23 protein-coding genes and 1 other RNA gene are annotated in these 25,774 nt (G+C 50.2%); 6 read left to right on the forward strand and 18 right to left on the reverse strand.

What is annotated here, in order from left to right; all coding sequences use genetic code 11:
• Positions 1 to 63: 63 nt before the first annotated feature.
• The 4 genes from ACZ5BW_RS11310 to ACZ5BW_RS11325 all read left to right on the forward strand — a co-directional run bounded on the left by ACZ5BW_RS11310 (position 64) and on the right by ACZ5BW_RS11325 (position 5,284).
• Positions 64 to 1,518, forward strand: coding sequence for a sensor histidine kinase (locus ACZ5BW_RS11310; RefSeq protein WP_464539985.1), 1,455 nt, complete (start codon positions 64 to 66; stop codon positions 1,516 to 1,518).
• Complete coding sequence (locus ACZ5BW_RS11315) at positions 1,503 to 2,840, forward strand: sigma-54-dependent transcriptional regulator (RefSeq protein WP_464539987.1); 1,338 nt, start codon at positions 1,503 to 1,505, stop codon at positions 2,838 to 2,840. The genes ACZ5BW_RS11310 and ACZ5BW_RS11315 overlap by 16 nt, the downstream gene beginning before the upstream one ends.
• A gap of 158 nt (positions 2,841 to 2,998) precedes the next feature.
• On the forward strand, positions 2,999 to 3,643 hold the full coding sequence (locus tag ACZ5BW_RS11320; protein ID WP_464539989.1) for a hypothetical protein: 645 nt from the start codon (positions 2,999 to 3,001) through the stop codon (positions 3,641 to 3,643).
• A 513-nt stretch (positions 3,644 to 4,156) separates the two neighbouring features.
• Entirely contained in the window at positions 4,157 to 5,284 is a 1,128-nt protein-coding gene (locus tag ACZ5BW_RS11325) for an SLC13 family permease (RefSeq protein ID WP_464539991.1), read from the forward strand.
• 129 nt (positions 5,285 to 5,413) lie between these two features.
• On the opposite strand, the gene ACZ5BW_RS11330 is transcribed toward ACZ5BW_RS11325, so the two are convergent.
• Both ACZ5BW_RS11330 and ACZ5BW_RS11335 read right to left on the reverse strand, forming a co-directional pair.
• Positions 5,414 to 5,770, reverse strand: a complete 357-nt coding sequence (locus ACZ5BW_RS11330; RefSeq protein WP_464539993.1) for a hypothetical protein — start codon at positions 5,768 to 5,770, stop codon at positions 5,414 to 5,416.
• Between the two features lie 183 nt (positions 5,771 to 5,953).
• Entirely contained in the window at positions 5,954 to 7,087 is a 1,134-nt protein-coding gene (locus tag ACZ5BW_RS11335; protein WP_464539995.1) for an RNA-guided endonuclease TnpB family protein, read from the reverse strand.
• Between the two features lie 992 nt (positions 7,088 to 8,079).
• Here ACZ5BW_RS11335 and ACZ5BW_RS11340 point away from each other — a divergent pair.
• On the forward strand, positions 8,080 to 8,280 hold the full coding sequence (locus ACZ5BW_RS11340; protein ID WP_464539997.1) for a hypothetical protein: 201 nt from the start codon (positions 8,080 to 8,082) through the stop codon (positions 8,278 to 8,280).
• Positions 8,281 to 8,407: 127 nt separating this feature from the next.
• Here the strand turns inward: ACZ5BW_RS11340 and ACZ5BW_RS11345 are convergent, their stop codons facing one another.
• The 12 genes from ACZ5BW_RS11345 to ssrA form a co-directional block, all read right to left on the reverse strand.
• A complete protein-coding gene (locus ACZ5BW_RS11345) occupies positions 8,408 to 8,596 on the reverse strand; it encodes a hypothetical protein (RefSeq protein ID WP_464540001.1) in 189 nt (62 codons plus the stop codon).
• A gap of 136 nt (positions 8,597 to 8,732) precedes the next feature.
• Positions 8,733 to 9,305: a hypothetical protein gene (locus ACZ5BW_RS11350; RefSeq protein WP_464540004.1), complete on the reverse strand. Its 573-nt coding sequence runs from the start codon at positions 9,303 to 9,305 to the stop codon at positions 8,733 to 8,735.
• Between the two features lie 50 nt (positions 9,306 to 9,355).
• Positions 9,356 to 9,547 carry a hypothetical protein gene (locus tag ACZ5BW_RS11355; protein ID WP_464540006.1) on the reverse strand — a complete coding sequence of 64 codons (192 nt, stop codon included), beginning with the start codon at positions 9,545 to 9,547 and terminating at the stop codon, positions 9,356 to 9,358.
• A 452-nt stretch (positions 9,548 to 9,999) separates the two neighbouring features.
• Entirely contained in the window at positions 10,000 to 10,509 is a 510-nt protein-coding gene (locus ACZ5BW_RS11360) for a pyridoxamine 5'-phosphate oxidase family protein (protein WP_464540008.1), read from the reverse strand.
• Between the two features lie 116 nt (positions 10,510 to 10,625).
• Entirely contained in the window at positions 10,626 to 10,823 is a 198-nt protein-coding gene (locus ACZ5BW_RS11365; RefSeq protein WP_464540010.1) for a hypothetical protein, read from the reverse strand.
• A gap of 1,160 nt (positions 10,824 to 11,983) precedes the next feature.
• The gene (locus ACZ5BW_RS11370) at positions 11,984 to 13,390 is read right to left on the reverse strand and encodes a pentapeptide repeat-containing protein (protein WP_464540012.1); all 1,407 of its coding nucleotides are present in this window, start codon (positions 13,388 to 13,390) and stop codon (positions 11,984 to 11,986) included.
• A gap of 528 nt (positions 13,391 to 13,918) precedes the next feature.
• Positions 13,919 to 15,033, reverse strand: a protein-coding gene (locus ACZ5BW_RS11375) for an IS3 family transposase (RefSeq protein ID WP_464540014.1) whose coding sequence is annotated in 2 segments (ribosomal slippage) — positions 13,919 to 14,775 and positions 14,775 to 15,033 — 1,116 coding nt in all. Because the reading frame shifts where the segments join, the coding sequence is not laid out codon by codon here.
• A 360-nt stretch (positions 15,034 to 15,393) separates the two neighbouring features.
• Positions 15,394 to 15,933, reverse strand: coding sequence for a hypothetical protein (locus tag ACZ5BW_RS11380; protein WP_464574147.1), 540 nt, complete (start codon positions 15,931 to 15,933; stop codon positions 15,394 to 15,396).
• 281 nt (positions 15,934 to 16,214) lie between these two features.
• Entirely contained in the window at positions 16,215 to 16,562 is a 348-nt protein-coding gene (locus tag ACZ5BW_RS11385) for a hypothetical protein (protein WP_464540018.1), read from the reverse strand.
• A 39-nt stretch (positions 16,563 to 16,601) separates the two neighbouring features.
• The gene (locus ACZ5BW_RS11390) at positions 16,602 to 17,957 is read right to left on the reverse strand and encodes an IS5 family transposase (RefSeq protein WP_464540020.1); all 1,356 of its coding nucleotides are present in this window, start codon (positions 17,955 to 17,957) and stop codon (positions 16,602 to 16,604) included.
• Between the two features lie 473 nt (positions 17,958 to 18,430).
• Positions 18,431 to 19,930: a DUF6538 domain-containing protein gene (locus tag ACZ5BW_RS11395; protein ID WP_464540022.1), complete on the reverse strand. Its 1,500-nt coding sequence runs from the start codon at positions 19,928 to 19,930 to the stop codon at positions 18,431 to 18,433.
• Between the two features lie 96 nt (positions 19,931 to 20,026).
• Positions 20,027 to 20,388, reverse strand: a transfer-messenger RNA (tmRNA) gene (gene ssrA, locus ACZ5BW_RS11400).
• A gap of 457 nt (positions 20,389 to 20,845) precedes the next feature.
• On the opposite strand from ssrA, the gene ACZ5BW_RS11405 reads away from it, so the two are divergent.
• Positions 20,846 to 21,784 (forward strand): IS110 family RNA-guided transposase, encoded by a 939-nt coding sequence (locus ACZ5BW_RS11405; RefSeq protein ID WP_464540024.1) that lies wholly within the window; start codon positions 20,846 to 20,848, stop codon positions 21,782 to 21,784.
• Between the two features lie 132 nt (positions 21,785 to 21,916).
• On the opposite strand, the gene ACZ5BW_RS11410 is transcribed toward ACZ5BW_RS11405, so the two are convergent.
• The 4 genes from ACZ5BW_RS11410 to ACZ5BW_RS11425 form a co-directional block, all read right to left on the reverse strand.
• On the reverse strand, positions 21,917 to 22,564 hold the full coding sequence (locus ACZ5BW_RS11410) for an HAD-IA family hydrolase (RefSeq protein WP_464540026.1): 648 nt from the start codon (positions 22,562 to 22,564) through the stop codon (positions 21,917 to 21,919).
• Between the two features lie 121 nt (positions 22,565 to 22,685).
• Positions 22,686 to 23,402: a bifunctional 2-polyprenyl-6-hydroxyphenol methylase/3-demethylubiquinol 3-O-methyltransferase UbiG gene (ubiG, locus tag ACZ5BW_RS11415; protein ID WP_464540028.1), complete on the reverse strand. Its 717-nt coding sequence runs from the start codon at positions 23,400 to 23,402 to the stop codon at positions 22,686 to 22,688.
• Positions 23,402 to 24,745 carry a TRZ/ATZ family hydrolase gene (locus tag ACZ5BW_RS11420; RefSeq protein ID WP_464540030.1) on the reverse strand — a complete coding sequence of 448 codons (1,344 nt, stop codon included), beginning with the start codon at positions 24,743 to 24,745 and terminating at the stop codon, positions 23,402 to 23,404. Before ACZ5BW_RS11420 ends, ubiG begins: the two co-directional genes overlap by 1 nt.
• 83 nt (positions 24,746 to 24,828) lie before the next feature.
• Positions 24,829 to 25,518 (reverse strand): OmpA family protein, encoded by a 690-nt coding sequence (locus ACZ5BW_RS11425; RefSeq protein WP_107762812.1) that lies wholly within the window; start codon positions 25,516 to 25,518, stop codon positions 24,829 to 24,831.
• Positions 25,519 to 25,774: the final 256 nt, after the last annotated feature.

Here is a 25,774-nt window from a genome sequence, read left to right on the forward strand (position 1 = left end):
ATATACCATTTGGATGATCGGCAGCCGCTTTTCTTGCCGTACCGAAGATGCTGACAGCATGAGATGACGCGTAAGCTCGGTTCATCAACTCTCCACCACAACATCATCATTCTTATGTTGTTGGTTGTCGCAGCGTGCATAGTGATTGGGATCAATGCTTATGGATTGTACAGCCAAGGCCTACACAGCCAAGCTTCCCAGACACAGGAAGCAGTGGAGCAGGCATGTAGCGAAATCCGGTCCCTATATCTCACCTCTGCCCCTGGCAAAGAGGAAGGATTCCGCCTCGACCTGGCCAACGTGGTGCTGGAATTGCTATTATCGCGGGCGCCCGGTATAGAGGGCGGCGTTTGGGGCGATAAGCAAGGATTCGTCGCATACGCCTTTCCCTCTTATGAAGGCGGCCCGAAAAAAGATACCCCTCCAGCCGAGCAGGCGCATATCGCTAAAATCACGCGGGAAGTGTTGACAGGAAACTATCTCGTTTCCGATCAGCGGGCGGGCGAGCGGGAGTTGCGCATTCTCGCCGCCTGCGCACTCACTTCACACTACGTCGCGTGGACTATGACACGCATTGACGTACAAGCGACTCGTGCTGCGGAACATTCCGCATTTACTCTAGGCGTACTTGCCGCAGTGATTCTTGCCGTCGGTACCTGGCACATTATCGTTCTGCGCCGCTGGTCACGCGCTCTTGACTCCATCGCGACCAACGTCGCCAGATCGGCTCCTGAAAGTGGGCAAGTGATAACGGCGACGGGTTATCCCGATCTGGATCGAATCGTGAATGCGTTCAATGCTTTTAATGTCCGGATCAAATCGGCGCTAGAGCGGTCCTCGGGTCTTGAGCGGGATTTGCGACAAGCCGAGCGAAGTGCATTCATAGGGCGCATGGTTGCCGGTCTGGCGCATGAAATTCGTAATCCACTGGGGGCAATGCGCCTTAAGGCGGAAAATGCGCTGGCTGGAGAAGCCGAACGACGCGAACCCGCGTTGGTTAAGATATTAGCCCAGATCGGCCGCTTGGAAGGATTATTAACTCGCCTGCTTTCGTTGGTCCGCTCCATCAAACCGGAAGTCCAAGAGGTCGATATCGATAGATGGCTGAAAGAAACGCTCAGCTTGCATGTCGAGCAAGCGCAGAACGCTGATGTTGAACTGATTGGTCAATCATCGGTAAACCATGGGCGCTTCGACCCGGTTCTAATGGCGGAAGCATTGGATAATCTCATCCAGAATGCGCTTCAACATACGCCAACGGGAGGCACGGTGCAGGTAATGGCCTTGAGGGACGTGCACAGCCTGATAATCCGGGTGGCGGATACCGGTCCAGGAATTCAATCAGAACTCCGGAACCAGCTGTTCGAACCCTTTGCAAGCGTGCGCCAGGGGGGTATAGGGCTTGGACTGGTGGCGGCTCGCGATATTGTCCGCGCTCATAACGGAACATTACGGCTGCTTGACCGGGCCTCAGGAGGCGCCGTGTTTGAAATCGAATTGCCATGGCAAGAATCCTGATCGTCGACGATGACACCGCTTTCCGTGAAGGACTGGCGGAAACCGTGCATGATCTCGGTCACGTACCCTACGAGGCTGGCTCATGCCGGACGGGACTGAATGCGCTGGAACAATCGCAGGTCGATCTGATTATCCTCGACCATCGTCTCGGGGACGCTGATGGGCTTGAATTCCTGCGACGGATGAGAGAACTCAAGCGACACATTCCGCCCGTCATCATGCTGACTGCTTTCGCGACAGCAGCAGGCACTGTCGAAGCTATCAAACTCGGCGCATTCGATCACCTGCTCAAGCCGGTGGGGCGCAACGATCTTGCGCATGCTATCGAACGGGCCCTGCGATCGAGCAAAGGAGCGGATATAGCAGCGCCATTAAAAGTTGCCATCGAACCGGGCGAAGTGATCGGTAATTCGGCGCCAATGCGTGAAGCGCTCAAGCTCATTGGACTGGCATCAGTCAGCAATGTGACCGTTCTGCTCACTGGCGAAACTGGCAGTGGCAAAGAAGTGCTGGCGCACCTGCTGCATGGAGCAAGCATGCGAGCGGAAGCGCCTTTTATTGCCGTCAATTGCGCCGCGATTCCTGCGGAATTGCTCGAAAGTGAGTTGTTCGGGCATGTAAAAGGCTCATTCACTGGAGCTGTCGTCGACCGTGCCGGACGTTTCCGCCAGGCGCGAGGAGGCACGCTGCTTCTGGATGAAATCGGCGATATGCCATTAGCCATGCAGGCGAAGGTGTTGCGGGTGATCGAAGACAGGCGCTATACCCCCGTGGGTGCGGCGCAAGAGGAAAGTGCTGATGTTCGGCTTGTCGCGGCAACTCATCGCGACCTTGGGGAGCGGGTGCGCAACGGCCATTTCCGTGAAGACCTCTATCACCGCCTGAGCGTCTTACCGATACGTGTGCCTTCATTACGCGAAAGACCCGAAGATGTTCCAGCACTGGTCAATCATTTTCTGGCGCATTTTTCGCATTCGGAAAAGCACCTTTCGGACGATGCGCTGGATTTGCTCCGTGCGTATACCTGGCCTGGAAACGTGCGGGAGTTACGCAACCTGGTCGAACGTGCATGTGTCACAGTGCGTGGAACGACCATAGCCAAGAGTGATGTGAGCACGCTGCTGGGTCCTTCCAAAGGAATCGATATCTCTACAGCAGATCTTCTGCAACTTCCACTCCCCGACGCGATATCAGGACTTGAGCGGGCCATGATTCGGCGGGCATTGAATGAGAGCCAGAATAATCGTGCTGAGGCCGCCCGCCGGCTCGGTATTCATCGGCAACTGCTGTACGCCAAACTGAAGGAATACGGCCTGGATTGATGTCTGCAATGCAGACGTCCCGCCGTCCGGCGACCGGACATATATAAAGAAGTGCTCCATTCTAACCTGCTGTTCTTTGTAGGTATTATATATGGCATGTTAGTTGCTCCAATAAAGGATGGGAAAACCCATCAATCAACCATAAATCAGGAGACATCATGCAAATCGATCGCGGTCGTTTTATTTCCACTCTGTTGGCAGGGTTACTTGTAGTCGCACCTGCTGTCTATGCCCAGCAACCGGTAATCAGCCTGCAAGGCAAGGTGGCTGCCTACCTCATCAATCCATTTGGAGAAATTGACGGACTGATCCTTGACAATGGCACGCTGGCAAAAACGCCACCTCATATGTCGAGCAATGTGACGGAGTTGGTCAAACCGGGTGATAGCGTGACTTTGCAAGGCACGCCCGAAGCCGGGGCAAGCTTCGAGACATACTCTATCACCAACATGGAGTCGAACCAGGTTCTGCTAAGGCACGAGCCATCGTGGAATGAAAGGCCCATGCCTAAACACTTGCGCGCGGTCGGGCTCAAGGAAATAAGCACTGCCGGTAAAATTCAGCAGGTTATCACGGGCAAGCACGGCGAACCCAAGATCGTCATTCTTGATAATGGGGCTAATGTGCGATTGCCTAAAGAAGCCGCTTACGTGGCCGCCTCCCATATCAGCATAGGCGGGCCGTTTGCGGCAAGCGGTTATGGCACTGAAAATCAATACGGACGCTCGCTTGAAGCAACAGCCGTTGGCAGCAGTCTTGCCTCCCTGCAACCACTTTTTCCAGCATTGGCGAAGCCTCGTTAATCATAAAACCATAAGTAAGGCCGGGCAGCCAATCTCGGCCGGCAGAAGCCAGATAACCATTTGCGGAAATGCTTGATGATCTTACGTGACTTTTGCTGATGTACTAACTTCGCAAATTAACTTCCACCGTGAATTTTGAGTACCGCAACGCCTGATAGCAGGGCCTGGGCTTGATATGAAAAATGGTGTTAGTCATGCTTCTGATTCTTGGCAATGTTGCAATTGCAGAGACCCAGCAGCTCTATGGATTTCGGCCTCAAATGTCTCTTACTAAAGTTGTCTCTGATCGGTTTCAGCCAACGGAGTCGATGGTTAGAATTTAATACTTGTGTTCCGAATAGCTGTTTGTCATATAGAATGGCCGAGATATTAAATCAATCTCATTTTCGTCTTCGTTGGTAGCTTTCCGTGGAGGCAATGCTGCAAGCATGGACGCTCCGTCGCTTCCAACTGCCTCCTTTTACTTGACTGCGTCGGCACCTATCACGCCTACTCTTAACGGTGTATGAAAAAATGGACGACCAGGCTATAGCCGTCCTTTCTCCACTGCAAGTGCTTCGCAAGGATTATTTTTTCTGGGCACTCTTAGTGCTTCTCGCCTTGCTAACCGCAACGAAACCCGGTCAATTTCTCATTTATCCCAGCCTGGTGGATTGGTCAACCATCGCCGCACTGACTGGCCTGCTGATGCTCACGAAAGGCGTGGAACTCTCTGGCTACCTGCATCATCTAGGCGAGCGCCTCATTTTGCGAATGCCCACCGACCGGGCTGTAGCCATGTTTCTTGTGCTTACGGCGGCACTCCTGTCGACCCTGCTCACCAACGACGTTGCGCTATTCATTGTTGTCCCTCTGACCGTAGGCCTGCGTGCGGTAAGTACGGTACCGGTAACGCGGCTTATCATCTTCGAAGCGTTTGCAGTAAATGCCGGATCCACTCTAACCCCGATTGGAAACCCACAGAATCTATTTCTCTCACAACTTCACCAGATCCCGTTTTATCAGTATGTTGGCGCCATGCTGCCACTCGCCTTAATTTTTCTTCTTCCGCTTCTCCTGCTTACCGCTTATACGTTTACTGGCCGCCGCATCGCCATCAGAGATAATACCGATCTGCCTCCTCTGAACAAGAGGCTCCTGTACCTGTCCCTGGCTTTGTATTTTCCGTTTCTGGCATCGATTGATGCACAACAGGCCGAAGCAGCAGCGGTCCTGGTGCTTGCGATCTTCCTCGTTGCCCATCGCCGGGTGCTGGCGCGGGTCGATTGGGCGCTGATCCTAGTATTCATGCTCATGTTCGTCGACATGCGGCTGATTGCGCAAGAACCGACTGTGCATGCGCTTATCGAGCAGTTGAAATTGGGTGATTCTCAGCAGCTTTACTTTACCGGCATTGCCATTTCTCAGCTCATCAGTAACGTGCCGACTGCGATCCTATTGGCTGAGTACTCGAATGATTGGCGATTAATCGCCTATGCAGTAAATGTCGGAGGCTTTGGTTTCATATTGGGGTCGCTTGCCAACATCATTGCACTCCGCATGGCCCATGACAGCGGAGCCTGGCTGACTTTTCATGCGTTCTCGCTGCCGTTTCTATCGGTGGTCAGCGGACTCGTCTACCTATGGCTATTCTTCTTCTAAAGCCTTGCTCATCAGCGGGTTGAAGCGAGCCGAAGCAAACTCGTTCAGTCTGTTTGATTCCTGCTTTGAAACTTCGATTCGATTCCTGCAATATCACGCTTTATAACTGCCAACCAAACTTTAAGGCATTTATGAATTCCTTAACTTATGAATAAACTTCTGAACAGCCCTGTTTTGCTGGTCCTTTGTCCCGTGATCATTTCTAATGGATTCGAGGCACCAGAAGATTTTGTATTCAAATAATCCCGACCTTTCGGAGTGCAAAGGGACAAAACTCTCCCCCAGGATTTGTCTTCCGTTATCAACGGTGACTTGGGGCCTATCCCTCTCCCGACTAACCAGTTGGCAACCGAATTCTTGAGTCTCCGCGTATCTGACACCACCTATCTCATAAACTCGTGTTACGGCTTCTTCCTGTTTGATTTCTTGCGGTTTGATTTCTTGCGGTTGTGCTGGAACAAGTTCATGTTTCTGTTCTTTGGCCATATATCTCCTCCCTCTCCCTTAGATAAAAATACACTTTGTTCAAATAGCTTATTACGTCCTGCGGCATCGCGCGCTTTTCTGTGCAGATACCAAGGAGTGCGACAACTCGCGAGGCATAAGGTTGACATCCTCCCCCGTCTGAAGACGGAGGATTCCCACTTCACAGAACCTTGCCTTCTACATTTACATGCAAACAGGACTTACAGTTTCTCCATGGGCTGACACCGCCAGTCCGGCGGCCAAAACGTTACGCGCTGCATTGATGTCGCGGTCGTGGACACTGCCGCATTCAGGGCAAGTCCATTCGCGCACTTTCAAAGGCATGGCCTTTGCGGTATGTCCACACCCGGAGCAGCGTTTTGACGAGGGATACCATTTGTCAATGCCGATCAGTTCGCGTCCATACCAGTGCGCCTTGTACTCAAGCTGCCGCACGAATTCAGACCAGCCTGCATCGCTGATTGACTTCGACAGGCAGCGGTTCTTCTGCATGTTGCTGACAGCGAGACTTTCGATAGCGATCACTTGGTTTTCGTTTATCAGCCGTGTCGAAAGTTTGTGCAGGAAGTCCCTGCGCGAATCGGTAATCTTCGCGTGCAGCCGGGCTATTTTCAACCTGGCCTTGCGCCTGTTCGTGGAGCCTTTCTGTTTTTTCGCCAGCCTGCGTTGCAGCTTTGCCAGTCTGGTTTCATTCCTGCGGAATGTGTTGGGCGAAGCAACCTTTTCGCCGGTCGAGAGGATGGCGAAGTGAGTCAGGCCCAGGTCAATGCCAATCTTTCCGACTGCTTTGTTCCTGGCGGTGACTTGATCCGTGCAAAGCATGGACACGAAATAGCGGTTGGCCGTGTCCTTGCTGACTGTGACGGTGGAAACGACAACCGCTTTCGGGAGGGTGCGCGAGAAGCGGATATTCAGGGATTTGTCCATCTTCGCCAGCTTCAGTGCTTTGCCGTCCCATTTGAACGCGCTAGTCGTGTACTCAGCCGCCTGGGCGCCGTCCTTGTGCTTGAATGCCGGGTATCCGGCGCGCCTGGCAAAGAAGTTGGAAAAAGCGGTTTGCAAATGCCGCAGGGATTGCTGTACCGGGACGCTGGAAACCTCATTCAACCAGGCATGCTCAGGAGTTTTCTTGAGTGCCGTGAGCATCGCAGAAGTCTGGTTGTAGTTGACCTTCTCCATTCGCTGAAACCATGCGTCAGTGCGCTGGCGAAGCATGTGGTTGTAGGCGAAACGCGTGCAGCCGAACGTTCTGGCAAGAACTTCCGCTTGCTGCGGCGTCGGGTAAAACCGGAATTTGTAGGCACGTTTAACTTCCATTCAGGCATTTTACAAGAAATACCTGAACCTTGTAACAATTACGCAATTCCTCCCGCGACTGAAGTCGCGGGTTTCCTTGCGAGGATTCTATAAAGTTCACCAAGCTATTAATTCGGCGAGCAAACAGTACGAATGTCATACCGGCGGAAGCCGGTTTCCAGTGATGTTCAAAGCACGCCATTATTGGTCGGGGCTGGATTCCAGGTCAAGCCCGAAATGACGAGATTCATAGTATTTTTTTGGATCAGATCGATAAATTAAATGATGATTCAAATCGAGGGAGGCAAATTCGATTGATCGGAAATTGAAAAAAAATGCACTTACGGGGGCAAAAGTAGAAGTTCGGCAAGGATCGAATGATAACAGTTGCATCCTATCGGTCGGCGATTGGATACTCTGAAATTAAAAAACCACCTCAAGGATAGTCTTTTAATTAGTAGAGGCGGCGAGAATCTACAACCTCCCATTCAACGTGGTTTCCCTCTGATTTTAAAGGTTTTTAAAACCGATCAGCTTGAGTTTTGGGGGTTTACTTGGGGTTCCAGGTTGGGGAGTATAACGTGATGAGGGAGTGTGCCAGAGGGCACTCCCCAGCCATTCAATTCTGTTTTTGGAATCGAGCCAGATTCCTAAAATTCACGTTTTATAACTGCCAGCCAAACTTTAAAACATTCATCAATTCCTTAACTTAGGAATAAATTTCTGAATAGTTGTGTTTTGCTGATCTTTCGTCCCTGATCATCTCTAGCGGATTGGAGGCACCAGAAGACTTTGTATTCAAATAACCCCGACCTTTTGGAGTGCAAAGGGACAAACTTCTCCCCCAAGATTTGCCTTCCGTTATCAATAGTGACTTGAGGTCTTTTTCTCTCCCGACTAACCAGCTGGCAACCGAATTCTTGAGTCTCCACGTATCTGACGCCGTCTATCTCATAAACCCGCGTCACGGTTTCTTTCGGTTTGGTTTCTCGCGGTTGTACTGGAACAAGTTGGTGTTTTTGTTCGTTATCCGCCATATTTCCTCTCCCTTAGATAAAATACACTTTGTTCAAATGGCTATTACGTCCGGCGATATCGCCCTGTCTATGCAGATACCTGATGGGCGCGATGGCATAAGGATAAAGCTTCGCCACGCTAAATTAAATGATGATTTATTCGGCAAAACTTTAAAGCTTTTAAAAGCCCCGCAATAAATTATTTTTTCTCGGTATTTTGGGATGCTCTTCGGTTCCAATAACGTAACAGAGAAGCTGTAAACGCGTTTAAATGATATCCGCTGCTTATGGAAGAGGATGTGAATCAGGTTTGAGTGCTTCGGGGTTAGCCCCACTTCTTTCCGATAAATACGGGCTCTCCTTTGTGGAGCATGACCATCCCCGGACAGAGTGGGGGGTAGACGTTGTATCTCCACTCGGCATCGCCAAGCCAATCCATGTTGTTGCTCGTGCCAACACCGAGAGCGACAGCATAGTACCGTCGCACCTCCGATTGCTCAAAGCGTCCGCACATTTTGTTTCCTATAAATCGCCATTTCCAGGTACAACAGCAACCAACCTGATAATTGCTGGTATATATAAGAGAAAAAGCTTTTTGTTCGTCAAGCAGCCTAACTCACTCCTTCTGCGCGAACACCAAAACATCTTTATCAAACGTCGTAGATATGCGAGTAGACATGCGCTAGTATCTCTAGGGGCGTTGTACGTACCCGCTCTACTGCCATTTGATGCATCTGCTCAGCTTCCTCCCAAGTACTGCAAAACATGGGGACATACTTCACCTCCACGCCCGGCACTTTGGCATAAACTTTTGTTTCAAAAAGTAGCGGACCATCTGTTCCAAACCAGTGAGTCCTGTCCTCGTAAAATCGGTAATCCATGAATACAAACATTGTCGTGATCTGTATCCCATTTATGCAGTCATTTCCTATCTTCCCGTAAACCGGAATGTAGAAATACACGTCCCGCTCGTCATAGCAGCGGACCGGTGTCCTGCCGTCAAGCAAGTACAATTCCCGTTTATCTTCTGGCTCGTATTCGTTTCCAGGAATATCTTGTCTACAGTTTTTAACTGATCCATTCCCCTTCCCCGCCATACTGCTCTCGCAGCCTTCCTCGCTCTCTCGCGGCCCATCCGGCAATTCCATTATCAGCGCTGTTATTTCCTCCGTTGTTTGCGCCTTGTCCATCTTTGCCATCCACTCCTTTTGATTGAAAGCCATCGAACCCCCTCCAAGAAAATGCGTACCCATGTACCTCCAGTTGTGCTCGCCTATGTCCTCTTAGTTTTGTCGATATGGCCTAAAAGCTCAGGCGTAATGATGGGTTCCATGAAAAAATAATCGGGATGGTCCGGCGTTATCGGTGGTCCACGATCCGGCAATTCCATCACTATCGCTGCCAACTCGTCACCCGTTTTCGCCGCCCGCATCCTCTTCTTCCATTCTTCCTCGTCGAAAGCCATTGGACCGCCTCCAGAAGTTTTATGCCCTCTTTTCAATCCCTCATCAGGCGGATGTATCCGCCCTGCCAGTGCTGTCGGTCTCAGGGATAGTTTTTTCCATCCACTTCTATTCTATAGAGAAAATAGTGACTGAAGACAGGGATGGCAGCTCAGGAACGCTGGATGAGGTCATTGAAGGCACAAGCAGATTGATGCTGTAGCGTAAAAGGCATGGCAGCAAACTGAGTCAAACTTTGCCAACTTCTGATATCCGTGTGGGAGCTTGCGCAAGACGTTTCGGACGTTGGGGCGGGGAACTTAAGAGATGAAGGTGCATCTGGCATCGCGAGTCCTCCACGCAGTGAGCGTTGCGCTCTGTTGCAAATAAGGCTAGCCTCAGTGGCTATACAATCCTTGGTAACTTATGATCCTTGGTTTCACAGGAGGCCATGAGTTTTCAACAGCTGCTCCGATTATTCCTCGTTTACATCCAGTTTGTGATGTTCCCCCAATGCATCGGTATCACCTGTCACCAGCGCTTTCACGAGTCCGTATGCCCGCGCAGTAGCGCTGTCAGGCGCATCCCAATATTCGACTGCTATGATGCTGACTTTGAGCAAAGCGAGATCCGGATCATCCAAGCCCTTTGGGAACCAGGGCTTGAGCCATGGAGACCATAAAGTCTGCATCTTCTCCTTGTCGTGCACCAGCTCCGCTGCCCCGGATATGGAAAGATAGTCGTATTTATCGGTACGAGCGTAGGAGAGATTGACTTGCTGGTCCGGTTGCGCTTCCTCGATTTTTGGGGATGACAGGGAAGTAAAAAACCAGAGGTTGCCTTCGCTGTCCAGTTGCATCGTAGCCATGGGGCGGCTACGCAAGGTCCCGTCTTTTTCCTTGGTCGTCAACATCGCGAATTTGGCATCACCAACCATTTCCGCCACTTTAGCCAGGGCGGCATTATGTTGTTCATCGATTTCCACGGCTTACTCCTTTACATGAACCAGGATTGATATTCGGCGTTTCCGATGCTCCAGGTTGATGGAGCCTGATACATTTTAATTCTTTCCTTTAGCTAGGCTAGACGCCTCAGCGCGCCTTAGCCAGCCTTGGTCTTTGCCGTTCGGGTGGTCGAGGTAAAATGCGAAAAAATCGTCTTTTGTTCCATGATAAAAAAGTCGCTGGCTTCGGTTCTGATCTCGGCTCCAGTTGCTGCCCCTATAGGGTCGAACAGTTCCGAAAACTCCTCCTGCGTTTGAGCCTTGCTCAGTTTTTCCCGCCACTCCTCTCTTTCCATTTAACCACTCCAGAAGTTTCCTATATCCTCGTCAGTCGGGTGTATCCTCGCGCCGGTACTCGTAGCCGTGGGATACATTTTGCCATCACTTATATTCTGTCCAGAAAGATTACAATTGACTACCGACTACCCACGGATTGCTCTGGCTGTTCTGACCTGCTCCCTGTAATTAGCTACACGTGCAGTAGAATTGCTTATCGCACCGCATCGACTACTATGATAGCGGTAGGTAATACAATCAACGCGGTAATACCAATGCATGCGCCACGCTTCAAGCACAAGGATGAGTAAATTCTGGGGATTGGGTGAGCTTAAGACACCATGTGACCTCGTTCAGAAACTTGAACACGATTTCAGGCGACTCTCCGAAATGCCCCAAGACCAATACATAGCATTCGATTTCTTCGTCACCGCTGAACACATTATCGACTGGACCATTCTAAAGATAGGGAGAAACGTGAAAAACTTCGCGGTTTACCGCTACTTGCGGTAACTTCGCATATCGCCAACGGTGCCAAACACTTTGAAGTTACAGCCAAGCATCATCAATCTGTAGAAGATGTCGAAAAGTCTCGTTATGTGAAAACTGGCTACGTGAAGGAAGATTATTCCGACGATTCATTGTTTATACACCTTTCTCCGATGTACCAAGAATACTTTGGAACCTCTTGCATAGAAGTAGTTACCCTTGCTGAGAAGGTTCTGCAATATTGGAGAGACAAGACACCAAAGGCATGATCTTCGCCAAGTGTCATACTCAATGACAGGTGTACAAAAGCCCAATAGGGTTCGCTCAGCAACCCAAATGTAGAATGCTACTGCTAAGCTTTACCACCTAAATGCAAAAACACTATCCTCCCAAGCACAAAGAGAAGAAGTTTCACTGCATCCATTGCGGGGTGTTCGCAAATAAGCAATAAAAAACCCGCACTTAAGCGGGTTCTTGGATAGTATCGGATTTCTTTGGATGATTTAATGGACGGCGACAACCGAATACCCATTCTTAGTTATTGATATTTTAAATAGATTTAATATTTATTTGCTGCGGTTACCCCTATAACGCATCTCCTGTCTACGTGCAAGCAGCTTACTGGCGTATCTATTAGCATGGCCCAAACAGCCAGTAAATCGTCAGCTTAGAGAGCCAGAAGCTCCACTTCTCACTTAATCTTGAAGTAATTTCTCAGCGCCAACAGAAACAAAAAAATCAGTATGGCTGAAAAGATTGTCTGAGCGATGCTGGGAAATACCACTGCATCCGGCATAACATTTTTTCCATAAAGACAGGCATAGCTCTGCGAAAGTTTTTCAGAACGGCCGAGTCCCGAGATTGAGACTACCAGGGCATTACTAATAGATAGATAGAGTGCAGCTGTCACGGGATCGCTGCCAGAACAACATGCAATAGAGCCAGATCCATCCGAGAGATAATGGAAATAGAATGCAGAGACCATCGTAAGGATCACCCAATACAAGAACGGACGCAACATTGAGCGGCCGAAATCGGAGAACCATTCATAGAAGAGGCCCGCCCAGCATCGACCACCACCAGGCCAGACGCGCTTGTCCTTCGTCAGGAGATTGAGTGGATTCGGAAAAAATTGGTCTAGAACACCGCGCCTTGACTTGACCTCCTCAGCCAGAAAATCCAGCTCGCGTTCATAGTCATGCCCTTGGATGGCAAGCCGTTTTAATGCTCGCCATCGTGCAGTGATATCAGGATCAATACCGGGCAGTCGAATCCCGAAAAACTCTTGAGTTTTAACAGGCTCCTTATAGAAACGTGCTTTGTCAAGCTGAGGTGCTTCCTCAAAGTGCGCCTGCCTGAAATCTGGCACCGAAGAGAAAACCACATTCAAAAGCAAAAAAAAACCTTGCACTTGCACAGCTATAAAAGATGAATCTTTGAAAGTGGTTCGGTCAAAGCTAGTGTGGCCACCGAAGACAGCTCGACCGAAATCCACTCGCCGAAACGTCACTCTGGTAAAAAACGACACTCTAGAAAAGGTTGCTTCCTCAAACCTCGCACTGATATTAACTACCACATCTTTAAAATCAGCATTAGTAAACTTTACTGCATCGAAAGACACAATATCAAACATCACATTCCAGAACCGGACATCCTTGAAGCTTGCCCTATCGAACATTGCCTCTACGATCCTTTCCTCTGTAGAAAACACTGCTTTCGCGAAGTCAGCAAAACCCTCAAACTCGGCATCCCAAAACAATACCCCTCCGATGAATTGTGTCTCTTGGAAAGATACCTCGCTCATGAATTTCGCCTTTGTAAAATCCACACCGGCTCTAAATGACGCTCCATCGAGGTTTACGTTTCCTGGAAATACAAAATGCCGGAAATTTGCGTACGACTCAAAATCTTGCCCAAAGAAATCAGTCTTTACAGTATTAAGCCAATCTTTAGTCGCCTGATTAGCTCCCACAAGGCCAATTGCCATCCACTGTCCAGTCTCCTCAAGCTTTGTCCGCTGCGCTAACATCTCCTTGGCCCAAATATTCCAAGCTTCGCTGCCTTTCCGATAAAGTGCCAAGCTTTCTTCTTTGTTCATGTCCTATCATTTTTCTTGTTCAAAACAATTTCAGTATAGCTGGTCTTAAATTCTCCCTGGATCTGTAGACACTCTGAAGCCTTGAACTAAGGCATGAAGAGGAACCATGAGCAGCAAGCATTATCCGGAAAAATTCAAGATTGAGACGGTGAAGCAGATCACCCGAAAGGGGCCATGCGGCGTCGGAGGTGGCTAGCAGGACGCGTTTCCCAGATAGTTTGTACGCATGGCTCAAACGCTACAGCTTGTCGAAGTAAAGTGACAAAAAGGATTTTTGCACGCGCAAAAACCTTTCATTCACATCAGCACCTGTACTGAAGTCCAGTTGTGAGATTGATTATTGACAGATATCCTTGGAGAGCTTGGGGAGCGCCAGCTAAACGGTATTTTTTGATCCTAACAGCCGCCGTAATAAAATTGCTTCATGAGATGATGGAAGACGAAGTTGAAGAAAACTTTTGATCTAGCTGTATCCTGATGTGCCCCCGGTAGTAGTGCCAAGGGCGTTTTAGTAAAGTTCTTTAAAAATTAGCTACTTTCTCTTTCGCAGCCGTTGACTTCGTTTTGCATACGGCAGCTAGCTGCAAATTCTGCCGGGGTTAGGTAATTTAGTGCGCTGTGAGGTCGATGCTCGTTGTAGTCGCGCCGCCAAGCCGAGATTCGAATCCGCGCCTCAGCCAGGCTGGTAAACCAGTGATCGTTCAAACACTCATCCCGAAAACGGCCATTGAAACTTTCGATATAGGCATTCTGTGTCGGCTTTCCTGCCTCGATCAACTTGAGCTGAACGCCATTCTGGTAAGCCCATTGATCCAGCGCCTTGCAGGTGAATTCCGGTCCCTGGTCAGTGCGAATTGCCAGGGGAAACCCACGAAACTGTGCAGCTTGCTCCAGTACACGCACCACGTATTGTCCCGAGATACCATGCTCAGCCACAAGATCAATGGATTCCTTGGTGAAGTCATCAACGATGGTCAACACCTTGATACGTCTACCATTAGCCAGGGCATCACTGATGAAATCCATTGACCATACCTCATTTGGCCGGCTCGGCAATGGCTCACGTTCAACCGCTACACTACATCGCTTCCTTCGGCGCTTTACTGCCAGTCCGGCAGCCTGGTAAAGGCGAAAGATGCGTTTGTGATTGACTTCAATGCCTTCGCGCCGCAGCAGAGCATGAATGCGTCGATAGCCAAAACGGCGACGCGCAGAGGCTAACTCAATCATTCGGCTCTGCAACTGCTCATTCTCCGGTTGCACCTTGGGTGCATAGTTCAGTACCGTACGTGACAGCTCCACAAGCAGGCAGGCCCGGCGCTGCGAGATTCGCGTCTGCTCCAGCATCACCGTTACTGCCTCACGCCTGGCCTGTGGAGTTAAGGCTTTCGGCCCAAGGCAACCTTCAGCGCTTCAGCATCCAGAAGAGATTCTGCTAATAGCTTCTTAAGCCGTGCGTTTTCTGCTTCAAGATCGCGCAACCGTTTTGCGTCAGGCACCGTCATCCTGCCAAACTTGGCGCGCCAGGTGTAGAACGAGGCATCCGAAAAACCGTGTTGACGGCACAATTCCCGAACCGGAATACCTCCATCTGCCTGTTTCAAAAATCCAATAATCTGCTCATCCGTAAACCGCTTCTTCACGTTCGCTCTCCTCTGGAAAAACAAACTTTACTAGATTCCAGATGGCACGTTTTATGGGGAGCACATCAATCTAAAGCTACTTGCCTTACTTCGGAATAATTAAGACCTTCTTGAAAAACAATTTGGCTAGCCTGAACATTAGTGGAGTTGTTTCCGTTTTTTTGAATTTCCTTATTTTTCCTACCCCCAAAAATTCACCCACCAATCGCAAGTGGTAGAGCTATTGCAATCCCGCTGAACAACCAATCTTTGTTTTTAATAGTCCAGTTGATCCAGTCCAAATAAACTCCCTAAGCAATTTAATATCCAAGATAAAGCGAAATCGAATTCTCCTTGCCACTAAAACCGTAGGTAAGTTTGTTAATTACGAATAGGCGGCTTCACTCCCTCTAATGGGTATATGCAATTAAAGGCGTATAACTTGGCATTCTCTATGGTTTCAAAGCCATCCTTTACTTGCCGCAGTTCTTTCGCTTCAATAGTTACCCTCCATCCTTCATCTTGCTTATAAACATGAATTACATACTTATCTGAACACTTATAGACTCCTCGACGAGGACCATGTGTCCATCCACTGGCAATCCAACTTGCTCGTTTTGCCAACGTCTTTTCCCGTTTTTTTGGTGCAACAGCATCCTCCTCCATTTTGGCTGCACAATGGCAGCCAACCTTTAGAACTTCCGGATACTCTGGATGTTCTAGATGGTGGGCATAGCGAATTTGCCTCAACTTACATTTTTGACATTCGATGTGATCATCTTTACCTAAATCCTCAACCCCAATGCAACTCCATCCTTGATGCGGGATGTTAGAAGACAAATACTTTCCCTGAGTTGATATTAGTTGCTTGGACTTCAAGGCTGGGCTTATCGAAGAGGATTTGCTAAAACTTGTGTTCATAGTAGTGTTTCTCTCGTTAACCAAAGTTCCTAGCATCCTGCATTAACAAAAACGCCGGGCAAATAATAATGCCATTGTTCTAAGTTAAGCGTAATATTGATCTGAAGAAGACTCAAACCAGCGTGGAAGTAATTCAGGGGTTTAAGGCTAATGAACTGTCACAAAGGGCAATGGTAGCGTAACTGAATCAGCTAGGCATACGGACGGCAAGAGGTGGACAATGGTCGTTGATTCAGTTGCAAAGAGTGATGAAATATACCAAAACGGAATACCATTAACGACTATAGGTCTTCTGCGGATTTTAACTTCTGACGGTCAGAGTATTCCTTCTCTTTTTTCGAGTAGGCATCTTCATCAAGTTTCAGTTCAATTATCCCCTGTGCCAGCATATTTTGATCTAAATGAATACTTTGTGTTTGTCGCCGCCAAATTGCTATCTCCCAAGTTTCTTCTTCTGCTTTCCGATGAATAAATTGTTTTTTTAATATTTTAGGCTTGCCGAACTTAACAGTAAGCGCATCTCTAATATTTTCGTAATCAGCAGATGCAATGAAATCGGTATTGAACGAATTAAACCAAACTACCATTCTTCCGAGTTTTTCATTATCAAAGTAAAAAAAGTAGTTCATGACGGGTTCATTAGCTAGTCGTCCCTGAAAAACCTGTTTTTAGCGGACAAGCATCAGGAACTGATGGGTGTGTTCACTTTGTTTATGTTCCAGGCATTGCAGAATGTAGGCGTACAAAAGCGCCACTCGGCGCAGAATCTTACGCAGATTGTGCCCAGCACCGCACAAGAGAGCATTCATGGCATCACCTGCTGTACCTTTGAGGAAGTTTCTTGCCAGGCGCCCATCGGCTTTCATATGCCCAATTACGGGCTCCACGGCATTACGGCGCTTTAGCTTCTTCCTGATGGGTACCGTGACACCTCGTTTGGCGCCGGCAACCCATACCTTTATCCGATCTGAAGCAATGCCATGACCGCGATAACCCCGATCCACGTACACTTGCCTGGGCACCCGTCCAGTCAGCCGCCGTGCCTGCGCCAAAGATGCTTTAAGCGTGTGTCCGTCATAGGGATTGCCGGGTAAGGCTTGCATGCCGATGACGAAGCTCTCCTTGCTGGTGGTGACCACTCCTACCTTGACGCCGAATTCATAAGGCTTGTGGGCTTTGCCTTTGGCAATGCATTCGACTTCGGGTGCATGCACGCTGTACACCTTGCCTTTGTCGTGGCGTTGTTGTGCCTGGATACGCTGGCTAACCTCCAGCAATCGCTTGAGCTTGGACTGTTCCTGTTCCCCTGGTATTTGCCCAGCCGCCACTTTGCGTTCGATGTCACGGATCACTCGTCCAAGATAGGTCTTGAGCCGCTTCTGTTCACGTTTGGCGCGCTGCATCTGCCGGGCATGAGCATAGCGCCCATGTTTGGCTAGCGCTACTTTGGATAAGCGCTCATAGCTCTGACGAAGCCCAATGCCCATACCTTTGGCCATTCTCACCAACGCGCCTCTGGCTTTGTGGTAGAGCCTGGCATCGGTCGGAAATGCAATGGCTTTGTCTTGCACTGTGGTGTCCACATTTACCACGGCCAGCGAGGCTCTGGATACGGTCCTGGTTTCAAGTCCGGCCTTAACCGTAAGAGCAAGCATGAATTCACAACCCTGCTTGCCGATCCGCTGCCGAAACCGCGTCATCTGGCTCGGATCAATCGGCAAGGTGTGACGGAAGTATTCTTCCCCGCAGAAGTATTGCCAATAAGGATTTTCTACCCAGCGTGCCACTACGCTTTCATCCGATTCGTTAAAGGCGTGTTTGAGGTAGTGCAATCCCACCATGAGCCGGATCGCAATACCAGGACGCCCTTCCTCGGCATACAGCCTGCCAAAGCGCGCTTCTGCTGCATTCCAGTCAATCTTCTCCGCCAGCCGATACAACGCATGCCGTTGATCGAGTATGTGTTGCAAACGCAGGCGAAACATGTCATCACACGCAGGCCTCTCTTGCTTCTTCGGCTTCATGAATTCACCAGAAATCCAGGGAAAATATTCCCAATTCTGGCAATTCCATCAGCCGTTGTATACCCCTCAATGCTAATATCTATAAGGATTAGGCCGTATTTCAGGAGCGACTAGCTAAGGTCCGCATGGTTGACTCTGAATCGTCACGGAGAAAGTGGATTGTGCATGTTCGGTTATCGGGGATATCGGTTGATTGTTCGCATTTCAGAGATTGACCGAATCGAGAGACAACCGCCTCTTCGCTCATACCTAGCCTAAATTCTTTAATTTCGAAAGGAGTCCCACGTTTTTTTTCAGAAGCGTTGCCAGAGCCAATCAGTATGATGCCAAGAGTAATTGCAACAATAGTTTTTACCATAACAAGTAAATCTCATCGAAGTATTAGCAAATAAAGTGATAAGGATGAGATAGCTCAGCCCTTAGAAATGCTACTAATACTCCATCCCATAAACCACTGGACTCTAGTCCAATAGCTAAGCGAGAAGATTTACCTGCTTATCTTTTCTTGGTCCCTTCCGCTTGCCAGTTACTACATCTTCCCATTTAGGTATTAATGACCAAGCCTTCTCGGGCGGTTGATACGCGTCTATTATGGGTTTTCTTTTGGATGCATCTGTTGAATTCCAATACTTATTTCCTGTAGTTAGGTCAGCCTCATGACCTACAATTTTCGCTACCAAATGCTCCGCCACTCCGCCATCAAGTAAAGTTGAAATGAATGTATGCCGGAAGCTGTGAAATACTTTTGTATGCTTGCCCACAATGCCGCATTTCTTCTTGTGGCGTTGGAACCACTTTGAAGGTGTTTGGGCATATCCATCCCGCCCCTCATTGATCTCAGGGAACAAGCGTGGTTCCCCTTTTTGACGCAACATTTCCACATACTGCAAAAGGCCAAGCTCTATCAGTTTGTCATGAATGGGAACAAGGCGTTTAGCGTTTTTGTTCTTTACTTTCTGATCCGGCTGTTCATCAGATATGTCTATACAATGAATGCCGTCAAAATTTACAAAATCAGATAGATACAGTTGAGCCAACTCCCCTAATCTAGCGCCTGTTAGCAATCCTAATGGCATCAGCCAGTAAGCATAAGGATTTTGAAATTCCCGCTGTTGAAACTCTTCCGAGTTGAAAAGGGTGAATAACTCCGCTTCGGTAAAGGGTAAGCGCTTTTCAACGTCACTTTCATTCAAGCCCATTCCTTCTATTGGATTGTGGGTGATATTGTATTTTTTCTTTCCCTTCATCCACTTGAACAGGCTGCTCATGCGTTCAAGGTTTTTGTTAATGGTTCTCACGGTCATTGGTTCAGGCGAAAGTGCAATAATCTCTGGAATGCTCTTGCCAGCGTAAATTGGGGATTTATTTCTGTTAGGAGGGAGTTTCTTGAGTGTTTCTAGATAGGTAACAGTGATCTCATTATCAATCTCTGAAACAGGTTTGTCCCCGACAATTTCAATGAACAAATCGTAAATTGCGCGGTTTTCTTCTTCTGTTTTTTCTTGCCATCTATTTCGTGCCAGTTTTTCACGGATGAAGCCTTCGGCAGCTTCTGACAATAAAATTGTTGAGGAGGGGCTTGATGGAGCATCCGCTACGGTATTTCCGCTGAATGCATCCAAATGAGCTTTAATCGTTTCTGGCGTGTCGTGCGGTTCACTTTGTAGCGTTATTCTCTTCCGTCTTCCAAACTCGTCTAAATCGATGTGAGTGATAAAGTCGATCTCTAAACCTTTATCAGCCTTTTTGCCTTTACCGGACATAACGTCTTGTCGAATTCTGTCAAAAGTTTGCTTGAAAGTGCCCGCTAGCAAGTGGGCTGAATGTTTAGCATCCCGCACACTTGCTGTGCCAAGACTGCGATGTATCTCTTTACTGTCGAAGTGACTCCGTAAATCAGGGGGTATAGTGATACGGAAATGAAGAATACCAGAACGGCTACGGCATAAATGGGAAGGAAGTTTAATTGGCATTTTCGATCTGTTTGGAGTGCTTGGTTGGAGTTCCAAGCCAGATCGAATGTATAGAAACGATTAAGCCGCCTAGAAATCAGCGGCTTAATGTTGTGATGGTGGAGGCGGCGGGAATTGAACCCGCGTCCGCAAGTCCTCTACAGGCAGTTCTACATACTTAGCCATGTTCTTTGATTTAACCTGACATCCGTCAACCGGCGGACTGATGACAGGCGAGTTACCTATTGTTTAACACCCTGTAAAGTAACCCTACCGGGCGCGATCCTCGTTAATGGCTCCGCTGCCTGTTGCCAGACCCGGCGTTGAGGCCCACCGGTGCGGAGTCCAGCCGGATTTAAGCGGCTAGAGCGTAGTTTTCGTCGTTTGCGACTATTGGTTTCCAGATGTATTTACGAGGTAACTGGTCCTCGGTATGCCCTGCTCTGCTTTGCAACCCACGTCGAAGCCAGGTCGCCCCCGGCATTCTGTATTACTGCCAGTTAGATGACTGCGAACCGAAAGAGTTCAATGGAGAGTGCTACGTATTAGTCCCGCGGCACGCCTCAAAGATTCTCTTGATTCGCAGCAACACTATGGTCGGGATTATACCCACTATTGTCTGGAGGGAGAACTCAAACCCATTCCCTGATTTTGTCGTTACCGAATAGCTATGTCTTCGAGGAAGAAATCTGGTCTTGGCACCGTTCCCCTTCGACAAGCTCAGGATCAGGGCGAGCGGCGGTCGAGAAGCTGGCATGACCCTTGTATGTTAGAAAATAGCGTTTAGGGATTGCCAGATCGACTGGCCCAGGCTCTGCATGTCAAGTTCGGGAGAGAGCGAAGATCGACAGTCCCAACTGATTAATTGCCAGTTGCCCAAACCCGAACGGTTGTGAGGTGACAAACCGCATTGAATACAAGGCAGGGATAAGCAATATGGAAATTAAATTTGTGGGAATTGATGTTAGCAAGGCTTGGCTTGATTTTGACTGTCTGCCGCAGAGTGCGGCCCAGCAGTTTAGCAATGATGAAGAAGGCATTGCTGCCCTGGTTGAATTGTTAAGGGGAAGTGGCGTGGAGCGTATTGTGCTGGAAGCAACCGGCGGATATGAAACCAATCTGGCTGCTTGTCTGGCGGCAGCGGGTTTACCGATTGTGGTGGTCAATCCCAAACGGGTACGCGACTTTGCCAAAGCAAGCGGTATTCTAGCCAAGACAGATCGGCTTGATGCCCGAGTATTGGCGCTATTTGGCCAGGTCATTGATCCGCCTGTGCGTGCCCTGCCTGATGAAGCGCAGCGCGAGCTGGCGGAGCTTCTGGATCGGCGCATGCAACTGGTGGTCATGCGTGTCCAGGAAAAGGCCCGATTGGGAACAGTATTGCCGGTGGCAAAGCGGGATATCAAGGAACACATTGTCTGGCTGGATCGGCGCATTGAAAGATTCGAGCGCGACCTGGATCAGCGGCTGCGTAACTCAGAGGCATGGAAGGAGAAAGTGGAACTGCTGGATTCCATACCAGGCGTGGGCAAGGTAACGATCTTCACCCTGCTTGCCAGACTGCCTGAACTGGGATGCCTCAATCGGGGACAAATTGCTGCTTTGGCTGGCGTAGCCCCCTTCAATGATGACAGCGGCCAGAGGCGTGGACAGCGATACATTCGGGGAGGGCGGTGCGACGTGCGTTGCGTGCTGTATATGGCGACTCTGACGGCCAAACGCTGTAACCCGGCAATCAGGCAATTCTTTGAACGCCTGATCGCCTCTGGCAAACCTTTCAAGGTAGCCATGACAGCCTGCATGCGCAAACTCCTGACAACCGTAAATGTGATTATAAAAACTCAAACCCCCTGGAAGAATTTAATCACCCCTTGACACGGTTGCTCTCTCCGTCTCTCTCCCTGCAAGGGAGAGAGAGCATTCTGGGCGAACGGCGGGCGAAAGGCCGAAGTCACCCTCTCTACATTCTTCTTCCATGGAGAGGGAGTTCTTCTGGACGAACGGTTTTTACAAATATCCGAGCAATTCTTCCGGGTGGTCTATGAGGTATCTGGCGCCCCAGGTTTCGGGGGCGCCTACATTGCCGAGATAGCCGTATCTGGCGATGATGGGTTCCATGCCGGCAGCGAGGCTGGCCTGGACGTCGCGCAGGTCGTCGCCCAGGTAGATGCATTCTTCCGGCGGAACGGCTATTGCTCCGCTTGCAGTCAGCAGGGGTTCGGGATGGGGCTTGGAGTGCGTGGTATCGCCACCGCTGATGATGCAGGCGGCGCGGTTGCCCAAACCCAGCGCCTGCATGAGCGGTACGGAAAAACGGGCGGGTTTGTTGGTGACAATGCCCCAGATCATGCCTCGGTCATCGAGCTGGTCGAGGAGCTCTGCGACACCCCCGAATAAGGATGTCTCACGGTAGAGGTGTTCCGCATAGAAGTCGAGGAATTCGGCGCGCATGGCGTCATATCCGGCATCACCCGGCTTGATGTTGAATCCCAGGCCCAACAGGCCGCGCGCACCCGCTGAAGCTTCGGTGCGGATGAGCTCCAATGGCAGGGGCGGCAGCCCGCGGGCAATGCGCTGCCGATTCAGGGCGTACCCGAGATCGGGTGCGGTATCGGCAAGCGTTCCGTCGAGATCGAAGAGGATGGCGTTAATCATGAAAGAGGCATGGACACGAACCGGGGGAATAAAGAGGGGATGCCAATCCAGATTGATGATGTAACCGATGATGGACAGGCAGAAAATGATCGTTTGAGTCTGGTCTTGGAGCGCGAGGATTTCAGACGCGCAGTGCCATGATGTAGTTGACGTCGGTATCCTGTCCCAGGGAGTACACTTTAGTGATGGGATTGTAACTCATGCCGATTACTTCCTGCACATCCAGCCCTGCTTCGCGGGCCATGCGCCCAAGTTCAGACGGCTTGATGAATTTGGCATAGTCGTGTGTCCCGCGCGGCAGCAGATTCAACACGTATTCCGCACCGATCACGGCAAACAGGTACGATTTGGGGTTGCGATTGATGGTCGAGAAGAACACCCAGCCACCGGGCTTGGTGAGCTCCGCGCAGGCTCTTACGGTGCTGATCGGATCCGGCACATGCTCCAGCATTTCCATGCAGGTGACCACGTCATAATGATGGGGCTGCTCCGCGGCGAGCGCTTCCACTGCGATTTTACGGTAATTGACTTTATTCCCGCTTTCCAGCAGGTGCAGCTTAGCCACCTTCAGCGCCTTGTCGCCTAGATCGATGCCGGTCACAAGCGCGCCACTCTCCGCCATGCTTTCAGACAGGATGCCTCCACCACAGCCCACATCCAGGACGGCTTTACCCGCCAGGCGGGCATGGCGGTCTATGTAACCCAGCCGCAGCGGGTTGATCTCATGCAGCGGCTTGAACTCGCTGTTGGGATCCCACCAGCGATGCGCGAGCTGGTTGAATTTTTCCAGTTCCAGCAGATCGACATTGACACTGCTATTTTCGATTTCTTTATCCATTATTTTTCGTGAACTGCAATCACGCCCGTTGCCATTTGTTCCCGCCAGAATTCAGCCCTGTGCAGCAATTCTTCCCGGTCCAGCGTGGTCAATTCCCCGTCACGCAGCAGCATTTTACCATTTACCCACACATGACTCACATGTTCACATCCGGCAGCATAGACAAGATGGGAAACAGGGTCATAGCAGGGCGCCAGATCAAGACTGGAGAAATCCACTGCGGCAATGTCCGCCGCCTTGCCTGGAACAAGGGAACCGATACGGTCTCCCAACCCTAAAGCTCTGGCCCCGTTGAGCGTGGCCATTTGCAGCACCTGCCACGCAGGCAGCACTTCCGCCCTGCCGCTTTGTCCTTTTGCCAGCAGTGCCGCAAGCCGCATTTCCTCGAACATCTTGAGGCGGCTGTTACTTGCGGCGCTATCCGTTCCTAATCCCACGTTGACCCCTGCTTCGGTAAGAGCGGCAACGGGCGCGAGTCCGCTGGCATGTTTCAGGTTGGAAGAAGGGCAATGGGCTACGGAACAGCCTTGCTGCGCCAGCAGTTCGATTTCCCCCTCGGTAAGATGCACCATGTGTACTGCAATCAGATTGGGACCGAGCAGCCCGAGCTTGTGCATACGCTCAAGCGGGCGCATTCCGTAGCTTTTCAGGCTGTTGCTGATTTCATCCCCGGTTTCGTGCAGATGAATGTGAATGGGCACATCCAGTTGCTCTGCATAGGTGAGAACCCGGGACAAATTTTTGTCACCTACCGTGTAAGGCGCATGCGGGGCAAAACAGAATGACAGGAGGGGATGCAGGTTGTAATCGTCGCGCAGCGCCAGGCCCTTGGTCAGATAGTCGTCAGGGTCGCTTGCGTAGGCGGTGGGAAAGTCGATTGCGATCATGCCGATGCCGGCGCGCATGCCCGAGGCCAAGGCGGCGCGAGCCGCTGCTTCCGGAAACAGGTACATGTCATTGAAACAGGTGACTCCGCCCTGCAGCATCTCGGCGCATGCCAGGCGGGTGCCATCGAAAACAAAACCTGCGTCCACGTGCTTCGCTTCCGCCGGCCAGATATGGTTGGTTAGCCACTCCATCAAAGGCAGGCCATCTGCCATCCCTCGCATCAGCGACATGGCCGCATGCGTATGGAGATTTACCAAGCCGGGAATGAGCGCGTGCCTGTTCATCACGATGCGTTCGCGCGGCTCAAATTGCACGTGTGCCTCGTCGCGGGGCAGGATTGCGTGAATCATGCCCTGGTCAATTGCAATGGCATGATCGTGAAACACTGCACCCGCAGGCTCAACCGGGATTACCCAGCGCGCCTCCAGCAAGGTATCGATTTTTACTGGATTCACCGTCATCGCCGAAGCTTAGCAAAAAAAAACCCTGCCGCGACGGCAGGGTCTGATTTTTTTGTGTTTTTTGTATGTGAATCGAATTATTGTATCGTTTCCTTCATCGTTTCCTTGGTGCCGGCGACTTCAACTTCGACGCGTCGGTCGGGTTGCAGGCATGCAATCAGGGCCTTGGTCCTCTTGTTACCCTTGCAGGTATCGCCTGTTACAGGATCCGCTTCGCCCTTGCCGTCAATGAAAATGCGATCAGCCGGAATGCCTTTTTCGTTGACCAGGTAAGCCTTGACGGATTCAGCGCGGCGCATGGAAAGTTTCTTGTTATACGCGTCGCTGCCGAGGCGGTCGGCATATCCGATGGCAACGATGGTGTCGTATTGGACGCCGCCGAGCTTGGTCGCGAGATCATCCAGGGTCTGTTTGCCTTCGGGCCGCAGGTTGGCCTTGTCGAAATCGAACAGTTGATCGGCGGAGAGCGAGATTTTTTCAGGCTCGGTGTAAACAGGAGCAGGAGCAGGGGCAGGAGCGGGTTCTGGAGCGGGGGCTTCGACTTTTTTCTCAGGTTTTGGCAGCAGGTCAGGATCGCACTCGTAGATCGCCATTGCAGGTGTCCAATAACCGGTGCGCCAACAGTCTCCGGAAGAATCTCTGACTACCTCGCCAACGCTATCGACCGCGTAGGCCTCAGGTATCTCCTGAGCCATAGCGACGCCTGAAAACAGCATTGGCAAAACAGCCGCTCCAAGCAAGAATTTTTTCGTTACTGTATTTTTCATGCTATGCCCCTTTTTAGAAAAACTAAGATTCAAGATCAGATCATCCCTGTAAGTCATGCAAATGAAAGACTAAGCCACCTCATTATAGCAGGCTCATCATCGCATAATCGCGCTTCGATTATGTATTCATATATTTGTCCTTGTCAAATCGAGGTGTTGCAATCGGCATGAAAACTGGCCTTTCCGGGTGACTCCCATACAGGTGGCATGCTAAAATGGGGAGCTTTACGTGCCGATATCAGGAAAGAAATATATC

The organism is Nitrosospira sp. TNL300 (genome assembly GCF_055385915.1).